Consider the following 10,640-nt stretch of genomic DNA (forward strand, 5'->3'; position numbering starts at 1 on the left):
CCGTGACTTCCTCGTCCTCCCTGGTCTCCGTTCCCCGGTTGGTCATTGCCGCGCCTTCGTCCGGTAGCGGTAAGACCACCGTTGCCACGGGGTTGATGGCCGCGTTCGCCTCGCGGGGGCTTGCCGTGTCTCCGCACAAGGTCGGGCCGGACTACATCGACCCCGGGTATCACGCGCTCGCTACCGGGCGCGTGGGGCGGAACCTCGACGCGTATCTGTGTGGGCCGGAGTTGGTCGGGCCGCTCTTCGCGCACGGGGCTCGCGGGTGTGATCTCGCTGTTGTCGAGGGTGTGATGGGGATGTTCGACGGGGCTGCGGGGGAAGGGGAGTTGGCGTCCACGGCGCATGTGGCGAAATTGCTGCGGGCGCCGGTGGTTCTTGTCGTCGACGCGTCTTCGCAGTCTCGGTCTGTCGCCGCCTTGGTGCATGGGTTCGCCTCCTGGGATCCGGAGGTCCGGGTCGGGGGCGTGATCCTGAACAAGGTCGCGTCCGATCGGCATGAGGCGTTGTTGCGGGAGGCGTTGGACTCGGCGGGGGTGCCGGTGCTGGGGGTGTTGCGGCGGGCTCCTCAGGTGGATACGCCTTCTCGGCATCTGGGGTTGGTGCCGGTTGCCGAGCGGCAGGCCGCGGCGGTGGAGGCCGTCGCGGCCATGGGGGCGCAGGTCGACGCCGGGTGTGATCTTGAGGGGTTGCTCGCGCTGGCGCGTAGTGCCGGTGTGTTGTCCTGTGCGGCTTGGGATGCGGCTGAGGCTTTGGTTTCTTCGCCCCCTCCGCCCCTACCCGTCCCATCACTGGGGGCTGCCGCCCCCGGACCCCTGCTTCGGCCTGAACGGCCTCGTCCTCAAACGCCGGACGGGCTGGAGAGTGCCGGCCTGGGCCTGAAAGTGAACGGACAGGCTTCTCTTGCCGCCGACTCACAAGTGAGGGTTGCCGTCGCCGGTGGGCCCGCCTTCACCTTCTCCTACGCCGAGCACACCGAACTGCTCACCGCGGCCGGTGCCGAAGTTGTCGTGTTCGACCCCCTCCATGACGAAGAACTCCCGGACGGGACACGCGGGTTGGTCATCGGGGGCGGGTTTCCTGAGGTGTACGCCGGTGAGCTGTCCGCCAACGAACCCTTGCGCAAAGCCGTGTCCGCCCTCGCGGAGCGTGGCGCTCCCGTCGCCGCCGAGTGCGCCGGACTGCTGTACCTGTGCCGGGAGTTGGACGGGATGCCCATGTGCGGGGTGCTGGATGCCACCGCGCGGATGAGCGAGCGGCTGACGTTGGGGTATCGGGATGCCGTCGCGTTGAGCGACAGTGTGCTGGCCGTGGCCGGTACGCGGATGCGGGGGCACGAGTTTCACCGGACCGTCGTCGAGCCCGGCTCGGGGGCGGCTCCCGCCTGGGGGGTTCGCGCCCCTGACCGGCGGGTCGAAGGTTTCGTACAACAGGGTGTGCACGCGAGTTATCTGCACACGCACTGGGCGGCCGAGCCCGGTGTGGCCCGTCGGTTCGTGGAGAGGTGCCGGACGTCATGAGCAGCAGCAGGTTGATCGGAGTCGGGGTGGGTCCCGGCGATCCGGAGCTGGTGACCGTCAAGGGTGTCAACGCTCTGCGGGCCGCCGATGTCGTCGTCGTGCCGGTCATGGACAGTGGTGAGCGGGGGCGGGCCGAGGCCACCGTTCTGCATTACGTGCCCGCGGAGAAGGTGCTGCGGGTGGTGTTCGCGCTGAACGAGCGGACCGATCGCGCTCGGCGTGAGGCCGCCTGGGATGCCGCGGGGGCCAAGGTCGCCGAGTTGCTCGGGACGAACGGCGTCGTCGCGTTCGCCACCATCGGGGACCCCAACGTCTACTCCACCTTCACCTATCTCGCCCTGACCATCGGGGAGTTGGTGCCGGGGGTGGTTGTGGAGACCGTGCCCGGGATCACCGCCATGCAGGATCTCGCCGCGCGCTCCGGGGCCGTACTCACCGAAGGGACCGAGCCGTTGACGCTCGTGCCCGTGACCGCCGGGTCCGGTGTGCTCAAGGACGCGCTCGCCGGGCCGGGGACGGTCGTGGCGTACAAGTTCGGGCGGCAGGCGGCGGAGGTCGCCGAGGCGTTGCGGGAGACCGGGCGGATCGGGGACGCGGTGTGGGGGTCGGCGCTCGGGCTGCCCGAGGAGTCGATCCGGCCCGCCGCCGAACTGGACGGGGAGCCGTTGCCGTACCTCTCCACGCTCATCGCGCCCGCGCGGCGCGAGGGCGGGCGGGGCGGGAAATTGTGACCGGGCGCAGATGCCGTGGATCAGGCCGCCGCGAGGCCTACCACCAGCCAGATGAACGCCGCTCCGGCGACCGTGCACAGCAGGGTCGCGGGTGCGGGGTGTTCGTGGTGGGCCTCGGGGAGGATCTCGGCGGCGGCCAGGTAGAGGAGCACGCCGCCGAAGAAGCCGAGATAGCCGCCGAGCAGGGCCTCCGGGATGGTGAGGAAGGCCGTCGAGGCGGCGCCCGCCACGGGAGCCGCCGCGTCCGCGACCAGCATCGCGATCGCCTTGCGGCGGGCGTTGCCGTACAGGCTCGTGATCGTGTACGTGTTGAAGCCGTCCGCGAAGTCGTGGGCGATGACCGCGAGCGCGACCGCCGTGCCCATGCCGCCGCCCACCTGGAAGGCGGCGCCGATCGCGACACCGTCCATGAAGCTGTGGCCGACCATCGCGGAGGCCGCCGTGAGGCCCACCTCGGGCGCGCGGCCGTTGTGCTCCTCGGCGCCGTGCGAGGCCTGGCGGGCGGCGAGCAGGCGTTCGACCAGATGGGCCACGAGGAAGCCGGCCACGAAGAGCAGCAGGGCGGCCGGTACGCCGAAGACCTCGCGGCCCGCCGCGTGCAGCGCCTCCGGCAGCAGGTCGAGGCCGACCACGCCCAGCATCAGGCCGCCGGCCAGGCCCAGGACGAGATGGCGGCGGTCGGTCACGCGCTGTGCCGTCCAGCCGCCGGCCAGCGTCATCAGGAACGCGCCGAGCGCGACGAAGACCGCCATAGTCCCCTTGCTATCCGATCAACCACTGTTCGCGCACATCCTGGCCCACTCCACCCCCACGTGTACTGACGTTCTCGTTCTTTTTGTCCCGCTTGAGAGGATCCGACCCCATGGCCGCTGTCGATGCCGATACCGATGCCGCCGCCCCCACCGGCAAGGTGACCTTCGTCGGTGCCGGCCCCGGCGCCGCCGACCTGCTGACGTTCCGTGCCGCGCGCGCCATCGCCGAGGCCGACGTCGTGATCTGGGCGGCGAGTCTGGTGCAGGCCGAGGTCCTTGACCACGCGCGCGTGGGCGCCGAGATCCTGGACTCCGCGACGATGTCCCTGGAGGACGTCGTCGCCGTGTACGAGCGGGCCCGGAGCGAAGGGCTGCGCGTCGCGCGGATCCACTCCGGCGACCCGGCCCTCTGGGGCGGTACTCAGGAGCAGGTCGACCGGTGTGCCGCGATCGGGATCGCGACCGAGATCGTCCCGGGTGTCTCGGCGTTCTCCGCCGTCGCCGCCCTCGCGCAGCGCGAGCTGACGATCCCCGAGGTCGCGCAGTCGGTCGTCCTCACCCGGCTCGGCGGCGGCAAGACGCCGATGCCGCCCGGCGAGGAGGTGCGGGAGTTCGCGCGCCACGGCACGACCATGGCGATCTTCCTGTCGGCCGCCCGCAGCGGGCAGTTGGTACGGGAGCTGCTGGAGGGCGGCTATCCGACGGAGACGCCCGTCGTCGTCGCCTACCAGGCGACCTGGCCCGAGGAACTGATCGTGAAGTGCACGATCGCCACGCTGGAGGAGACGGTCAAGGAGCACAAGCTCTGGAAGCACACCCTCTTCCTGGTCGGCCCGGCCCTCGACGCCCACGGCACCCGCTCGCACCTTTACCACCCCGGCCATTTCCACGGCTACCGCAAGGCCGACCCGGAGGCCCGCCGGGCCCTGCGCTCCCGGGGTGCGAGCACGTGATCACGGTCATCGGGACGGGGACGGGGGCGGCGGTTCCGGACGAGATCCTGTCCGGCGCCCGGCTCGTCGTCGGCGGGCGGCGGCACCTCGCCGCCGTCGCGGTCCCGCCGGACGCCGAGCAGATCGTCCTCGGCCCGCTCGCGCCCGCCCTCGACACCATCCAGGCCTACGTCGAGAAGGGCGAGCCGGTCGTCGTGCTGGCCTCGGGGGACCCCGGGTTCTTCGGGATCGTCCGGGCGCTGGCGGAACGCTTCTCCAGCAACGCCCTCGACGTACGACCCGGCGTCTCCTCGGTGGCCACCGCCTTCGCCCGCGCCGGGCTGACCTGGGACGACGCGGTCGTCGTCAGCGCCCACGGACGCGATCTCCGTACGGCGGTCAACGCGTGCCGCGCGCATCCCAAGGTCGCCGTGCTGACCGGGCCGGGGGCCGGACCGGCCGAACTGGGGGCCGCGCTCACCCACCGGACCGGCGGGCGCGTCCTCGTCGTCGCGTCCGCACTGGGTTCCGGGGAGGAGCAGGTGGAGCGGGTCACGCCCGCCGAGGCCGCCGCCCGGGACTGGGGTACGGCGGTGAGTGTGGTGCTGTGTCTGGACGAGGCGCGGGTGCCCGGTGCCGTGCGGACGGTCGCCGGGGCTGCCGTCGGACCGGCCCAATGGGCCCTGGACGAGCGGGAGTTCGAGCACCGGGACTCGATGATCACCAAGTTCGAGGTACGGGCGCTGGCCCTGGCCCGGCTCGGGCCTCGGCTCGGCGACCTCGTCTGGGACGTCGGCTCGGGCTCCGGGTCCGTGGCCGTCGAGTGCGCACGGCTCGGTGCCGCCGTCACCGCCGTCGAGAAGACCCGGGACGGCGTCGAGCGGATCCGCGCCAACGCCGAGGCGCACGGCGTCGACGTGCACACCGTGCACGGGGCGGCGCCGACCGTGCTGTCCGACCTCGACGATCCCGACGCCGTGTTCGTGGGCGGGGGCGGGCGCGAACTGCCCGCCATCGTCACCGCGTGCGCGCGGCGGGCCCGGCGGACCGTGGTCGTCGCGATGGCCGCGCTGGACCGGGTACCCGCCGTGCGGGAGTCTCTCTCGGCGGCCGGACTCGCGGTCGACGGGGTGCTGTTGCAGTCGTCCCGGCTGGCACCGCTGCCGGGTGATGTGACCCGGCTCGCGGCGACCAATCCTGTTTTCCTGCTGTGGGGCGTCCGACCCCCGGCATCTGCTGAAGGAGTTGCACAGTGATCGGCCTCATTTCCGCCACCTCGGCGGGGGCGACGGCGCGCGACCGGCTGGCCGCCGCGTGGCCGGACCGTACGCGCGTGTACGAGGGCCCCGTCGGGGACGCCGTCCGGGCCGCGTTCGCGGAGTGCGAGCAGCTCGTGTGTTTCCTCGCCACGGGGGCCGTCGTACGGCTGATCGCCCCGCTGCTGGGCGACAAGCGGACCGACCCGGGGGTCGTGACCGTCGACGAGGGCGGCCGGTACGCCGTCTCGCTGGTGGGCGGACATGGCGGCGGGGCCAATGAACTCGCCGTGGAGGTGGGCGAGTTGCTCGCCGCGCAGCCGGTGGTGACCACGGCCACGGACGCGGTGGGTGTGCCCGGTCTGGACACGCTCGGGTTCCCCTTGGAGGGCGATGTCGCCGGGGTCACGCGAGCCCTGCTGGATGGCGAACCGGTCGCGCTGGAGGCCGAGTTGGCGTGGCCGCTGCCGCCGCTGAAGGTGTCGTCCCATGGTGCCTACGTCATCCGCGTCACCGATCGCGCCGTCGAACCCGGCGAGCGGGAGGTCGTCCTGCGGCCGCCGTCCCTCGTCGTCGGGGTCGGTGCGTCCAAGGGGGCGCCGGTGGACGAGGTGCTCGGGCTGATCGAGAGCGCGGTGCGTGACGCGGGGCTTTCGTTGAAGTCCCTCGCCGAACTCGCCACCGTGGACGCCAAGTCGGACGAGCCCGGCATCGTCGGGGCGGCCGAGCGGCTCGGTGTGCCGCTGGTGACGTACTCCGCCGGGGAGTTGGCCGCGGTGGAGGTGCCCAACCCCTCCGACGCGCCCCTGGCCGCCGTGGGCACGCCGTCCGTGGCGGAGGCCGCCGCGCTCGTCGGCGGGGGCGAACTCCTGGTCCCCAAGCGGAAGTCGGAGCGCGCCGACGGGCAACCGGCCATGGCGACCTGTGCTGTCGTACGGCGGGTCGCGCGCGGGCGGCTCGCGGTGGTCGGGCTCGGGCCGGGCGCCCGGGATCTGCTCACCCCGCGCGCCAAGGCCGAACTCCGGCGCGCTGCCGTGCTGGTGGGGCTGGACCAGTACGTCGACCAGATCCGGGATCTGCTGCGGCCCGGGACCGTGGTCCTGGAGTCGGGGCTCGGTGCCGAGGAGGAGCGGGCCCGTACCGCCGTGGCCGAGGCACGCAAGGGACAGGCGGTCGCGCTGATCGGCAGTGGGGACGCCGGGGTCTACGCGATGGCCTCGCCCGCGCTCGCGGAGGCGTCGGACGACATCGACGTGGTCGGAGTCCCGGGCGTGACCGCCGCGTTGGCCGCCTCGGCGATCCTCGGGGCGCCGCTCGGCCACGACCATGTGTCCATCAGCCTCTCCGATCTGCACACGCCGTGGGAGGTCATCGAGCGGCGGGTGCGGGCTGCGGCCGAGGCGGACATCGTGGTGACGTTCTACAACCCCCGTAGCCGGGGCCGGGACTGGCAGCTCCCCAAGGCCCTCGCGATCCTCGCCGGGCACCGGGAGCCGACGACGCCGGTCGGTGTCGTACGGAACGCCTCGCGGCCCGACGAGTCCAGCCGGCTGACGACACTGGCCGCGCTGGATCCGGCGTGGGTCGACATGATGACGGTGGTGACCGTGGGCAACACGGCCACCCGGGACATCGCGGGGCGCATGGTGACGCCGCGCGGGTACCGCTGGCAGGCCGCGCGGGCATCGGAGGAGGGCGCCAAGTGACCGCTGCGAACCGTGTGGTTCATCCGATCGAGGTGGAGTCCTACCGGCGGATGCGGGCCCGGCTGGACACCTCGCACCTCCCGCCGCTGAGCCGTGCGGTCGTGGAGCGGGTCGTCCACTCCGCCGCCGATCTGGCGTACGCGTCCGATCTCGTCCTGGACGAGGGCGAGTTGGCGAAGGCGCATGCCGCGCTGCACGCCGGGGCGCCGGTGGTCGTGGACGTACGGATGGTCGCGGCCGGGATCACCCGGCGCGAGACCGTGTGCAGGCTCGGGGACGCCGAGTCCGGGCCGGGGCTGACCCGTTCGGCACACGCGATCCGGCTCGCCTACGAGGAGGTCGGGCCCGGTGCCCTCTGGGTGATCGGCAACGCGCCGACCGCCCTGGAGGAGCTGCTGACGCTGGACGCCTCCCCCGCGCTCGTCATCGGGCTGCCCGTCGGTTTCGTCGGCGCGGTCGAGTCCAAGGCCGCGTTGCGCGAGAGCGGGCTGCCCGCCGTGAGCAACGTGTCCGAGAAGGGCGGTTCGGCGGTGGCCTCGGCCGCGCTCAACGCCCTGCTGTATCAACCTGTTTCAGATATCGAGGAGACATCGTGACCACCCCGCCGCCCGCCCTGCTCATCGCCGGACACGGCACCCGGGACGAGGCCGGAGCCGAGGCGTTCCGGGACTTCGTACGGGAGTTGGGCCGCCGCCACCCCGAACTGCCCGTCGCGGGCGGGTTCATCGAGCTGTCGCCGCCGCCGTTGGGCGACGCGGTGACCGAGCTGGTGGAGCGGGGGGTGCGCCGGTTCGCCGCCGTACCGCTGATGCTGGTGTCCGCCGGGCACGCCAAGGGGGACATCCCGGCGGCGCTGGCCCGGGAGAAGGAGCGGCACGAGGGGATCTCGTACACGTACGGGCGTCCGCTGGGCCCGCATCCCTCGCTGCTGAAGGTGCTGGAGCGGCGGCTCGACGAGGCGCTCGGCGAGTCTGCGCGCACGCCCGCCGACCGGGCCGACGTGACCGTGCTGCTGGTGGGGCGCGGTTCGACGGACCCGGACGCCAACGCCGAGGTGCACAAGGCGGCGCGGCTGCTGTGGGAGGGGCGCGGATACGCGGGCGTGGAACCGGCGTTCGTGTCGCTCGCGGCGCCGGACGTGCCGAGCGGTCTGGACCGGTGCGTGAAGCTGGGTGCCCGGCGGATCGTCGTCCTGCCGTACTTCCTGTTCACCGGCATCCTGCCGGACCGGGTGCGGCAGCAGACGGAGGGCTGGGCGGCGGCGCACCCGGAGATCAATGTGCTGTCCGCCGAAGTCATAGGCCCGGAGCCGGAGTTGCTGGACCTGGTGATGGAGCGGTACCGGGAGGCGGTCAAGGGCGATCTGCGGATGAACTGCGACTCGTGCGTGTACCGCATCGCGCTGCCCGGCTTCGAGGACAAGGTGGGGCAGCCGCAGCAGCCGCACTTCCACCCGGACGACGACGGCCACGACCACGACGGTCACCACCACGGGCACCACCATCACGGTGGGCACGCCCATGCACACTGACAGAGCCCACGACCACGATCCGACGGACAGAGCGCACGATCTCCGTCATCACGGTGACGTCGAAGTCCGGGACGACGGCGCCCAGTTGATCGACCTCGCCGTGAACGTCCGCGCGGACACGCCACCGGCCTGGCTGCGCGAGCGGATAGCCGGTTCGCTGACCGGGCTCGCCGCCTACCCGGACGGACGGGCCGCGCGGGCGGCGGTCGCGGCGCGGCACGGGCTGCCGGTCGAGCGCGTGCTGCTGACCGCGGGTGCCGCCGAGGCCTTCGTGCTGCTCGCCCGCGCCCTGAAAGTCCGTCAGCCGGTGGTCGTGCACCCGCAGTTCACGGAGCCGGAGGCGGCGTTGCGGGACGCGGGGCACTCGGTGGGGCGGGTGCTGTTGCGGGAGGCGGACGGGTTCCGGCTGGATGCGGGGGCGGTGCGGGCGGTGCCCGAGGACGCGGATCTGGTGCTGATCGGCAACCCGACGAACCCGACGTCCGTCCTGCACCCCGCTGCGGTGATCGCCCGACTCGCCCGTCCCGGGCGGACGTTGGTGGTCGACGAGGCGTTCATGGACGCGGTGCCGGGTGAGCGGGAGTCGTTGGCAGGGCGGACCGATGTCCCCGGCCTCGTGGTCCTGCGCAGCCTCACCAAGACGTGGGGGCTGGCGGGACTGCGGATCGGCTACGTCCTTGCCGCCCCCGAGACGATCGCGGAACTGGAGCGGGCCCAGCCGCTGTGGCCGGTGTCCACGCCGGCGCTCGCCGCGGCGGAGGCCTGCATGGAGTCGCAGGCTCTCGCCGAGGCCGCGCACGCCGCGCACCGGATCACCGCCGACCGGGCCCATCTCGTCGCCGGGCTGGCCGAGTTCGCCCCCGACGGACTCCGGGTCATGGAACCCGCCGAGGGGCCGTTCGTCCTCGTCCGTGTCCCGAATGCGGTGGCCGTACGGCGTCATCTCCGCGACCTGGGCTTCGCCGTCCGCCGTGGGGACACGTTTCCGGGGTTGGGCGAGGAGTGGCTACGGCTCGCTGTGCGGGACCGGGCCACAGTGAACCGGTTCTTGCAGGCGCTGGACCAGGCGGTGACGTTGGCTGGGCGGTGAGGTTGGCTCCGCCTCCGCCGTTTTGCCCACCCACCCGCCCGTCTCGGTGGGCTGGAGGGTCACCGTCCAAGCCCTTTGGGTGTAGCTCCTCTGGAGGGACGGGCTGAGCTGGGACGTTGACGAATCGCCTGTGCCCGGTGCGGTTGCCCTCGTTGGAGCGCCGCAGATAGGTGTATCGGCCATGCCCAAGATCGGCCGAGCGGTCCTCGCTGATGAGCGGCGAGGCGACCGGAACCGCCGGAAGGATCACACCTCAAATGTGAAGTCGCAGCTCGGTGCTGGTGAGATCGTCCCTTGAGAGGAGCTACACCCAATTGAGTTGCCCGTAAGAACCGATCACCCTCTGCAAAGGACGCGTTCCTACGACGCGTCTGTCAGTACGTGTCGGCGGGCAGGGTGGATGCCTACGGTTCCCATTGGGCCGTCGGGGTCCCGTCCGGTTCCTGGCCGTTCGGCCACAGGCTGGTGAGCACGTTCCGCATCAGCGTCAGGCTGCGTAGGGGGCGGTGTCGCCGTGGTTGGCTGCTTGGCGGGCCAGGTACTCGGCGCCCTGCCGGTCTCCGGCTCTCTTCCGCCGCTCGGCCAGGCGGTACAGAGGTCTGGTGATGCCGCGGTTTGCGGCCTGGCGGGCCAGGCCTTCGGCGTCCTCCAGGTGACCGGCCTTCCTCAAGACCTGCGACCTTCTCGTGCAGAGCGGCCAACTCGCCTCGTACGACGGACTCTTCCCCATCCAGGCGGTCAAAGAGCGGCAATTCCCGCACACGCGACAGACCGGCGGACGGGAAGATGCCACTCAGGGGGCGAAGAGTCTGGCCAGGCGCGCGCGAGCGATCGCGTTGCGCACACTCTGATGCTCAAGTTTCTGCCAGACCTCCCGTGGGGCGTGGGGTTACATATTGATATCGCTTGCTGTGAGCTTCCTAAGGGAGTTCGAGGGTGGAGCCTCTCGAAATTTGGGCCGAATGTCCCATGTTCGCTCGGTGGTCCAGTGACTTCTAGGAGTGACCTTGTTGTCGATTCGATGTTTATCCAGCCCATACGCGAGCACGTCAAGCCGTTGATGGACACGGGCAGGTAACGGTCCTGCGGTGGCTTCCCCCTTGCGTGTTGAGCCGTGCCCGT

At 71.8% G+C, this 10,640-nt stretch carries 10 protein-coding genes; 8 read left to right on the forward strand and 2 right to left on the reverse strand.

Annotation, left to right across the window (positions count from 1 at the left end; genetic code table 11):
• The first annotated feature begins 2 nt into the window (after positions 1–2).
• Positions 3–1,520 carry a cobyrinate a,c-diamide synthase gene (locus R2B38_RS07540; RefSeq protein WP_318015513.1) on the forward strand — a complete coding sequence of 506 codons (1,518 nt, stop codon included), beginning with the start codon at positions 3–5 and terminating at the stop codon, positions 1,518–1,520.
• Complete coding sequence (gene cobI, locus R2B38_RS07545; protein ID WP_318015514.1) at positions 1,505–2,251, forward strand: precorrin-2 C(20)-methyltransferase; 747 nt, start codon at positions 1,505–1,507, stop codon at positions 2,249–2,251. Before R2B38_RS07540 ends, cobI begins: the two co-directional genes overlap by 16 nt.
• 20 nt (positions 2,252–2,271) lie before the next feature.
• Here the strand turns inward: cobI and R2B38_RS07550 are convergent, their stop codons facing one another.
• Positions 2,272–3,003 (reverse strand): ZIP family metal transporter, encoded by a 732-nt coding sequence (locus tag R2B38_RS07550; protein ID WP_318015515.1) that lies wholly within the window; start codon positions 3,001–3,003, stop codon positions 2,272–2,274.
• A 110-nt stretch (positions 3,004–3,113) separates the two neighbouring features.
• Here R2B38_RS07550 and cobM point away from each other — a divergent pair, with 110 nt between their 5' ends.
• Genes cobM through cobC form a run of 6 tightly spaced genes read left to right on the forward strand, consistent with a single transcriptional unit; the run spans position 3,114 to position 9,518 of the window.
• Positions 3,114–3,956: a precorrin-4 C(11)-methyltransferase gene (cobM, locus tag R2B38_RS07555; protein WP_318015516.1), complete on the forward strand. Its 843-nt coding sequence runs from the start codon at positions 3,114–3,116 to the stop codon at positions 3,954–3,956.
• A complete protein-coding gene (gene cbiE / locus R2B38_RS07560; RefSeq protein WP_318015517.1) occupies positions 3,953–5,191 on the forward strand; it encodes a precorrin-6y C5,15-methyltransferase (decarboxylating) subunit CbiE in 1,239 nt (412 codons plus the stop codon). The genes cobM and cbiE overlap by 4 nt, the downstream gene beginning before the upstream one ends.
• Positions 5,188–6,897, forward strand: a complete 1,710-nt coding sequence (gene cobJ, locus R2B38_RS07565; protein WP_318015518.1) for a precorrin-3B C(17)-methyltransferase — start codon at positions 5,188–5,190, stop codon at positions 6,895–6,897. The genes cbiE and cobJ overlap by 4 nt, the downstream gene beginning before the upstream one ends.
• Positions 6,894–7,493 carry a precorrin-8X methylmutase gene (locus tag R2B38_RS07570; RefSeq protein ID WP_318015519.1) on the forward strand — a complete coding sequence of 200 codons (600 nt, stop codon included), beginning with the start codon at positions 6,894–6,896 and terminating at the stop codon, positions 7,491–7,493. Before cobJ ends, R2B38_RS07570 begins: the two co-directional genes overlap by 4 nt.
• Positions 7,490–8,428 (forward strand): sirohydrochlorin chelatase, encoded by a 939-nt coding sequence (locus R2B38_RS07575; protein WP_318015520.1) that lies wholly within the window; start codon positions 7,490–7,492, stop codon positions 8,426–8,428. Before R2B38_RS07570 ends, R2B38_RS07575 begins: the two co-directional genes overlap by 4 nt.
• A complete protein-coding gene (cobC, locus tag R2B38_RS07580; RefSeq protein WP_318015521.1) occupies positions 8,418–9,518 on the forward strand; it encodes an Rv2231c family pyridoxal phosphate-dependent protein CobC in 1,101 nt (366 codons plus the stop codon). The genes R2B38_RS07575 and cobC overlap by 11 nt, the downstream gene beginning before the upstream one ends.
• A 487-nt stretch (positions 9,519–10,005) precedes the next feature.
• Here the strand turns inward: cobC and R2B38_RS07585 are convergent, their stop codons facing one another.
• On the reverse strand, positions 10,006–10,188 hold the full coding sequence (locus R2B38_RS07585) for a hypothetical protein (RefSeq protein WP_318015522.1): 183 nt from the start codon (positions 10,186–10,188) through the stop codon (positions 10,006–10,008).
• Between the last annotated feature and the right edge of the window lie 452 nt (positions 10,189–10,640).

Origin of the sequence: Streptomyces sp. N50 (assembly GCF_033335955.1) — a bacterium.
Taxonomy (GTDB): Bacteria; Actinomycetota; Actinomycetes; order Streptomycetales; family Streptomycetaceae; genus Streptomyces.

Bases quoted from the DNA above. Each gene is read 5' to 3' on its own strand.
- R2B38_RS07550 (WP_318015515.1), bottom strand. From the start codon at position 3,003: ATGGCGGTCTTCGTCGCGCTCGGCGCGTTCCTGATGACGCTGGCCGGC.
- cobC (WP_318015521.1), top strand. From the start codon at position 8,418: ATGCACACTGACAGAGCCCACGACCACGATCCGACGGACAGAGCGCAC.
- cobM (WP_318015516.1), top strand. From the start codon at position 3,114: ATGGCCGCTGTCGATGCCGATACCGATGCCGCCGCCCCCACCGGCAAG.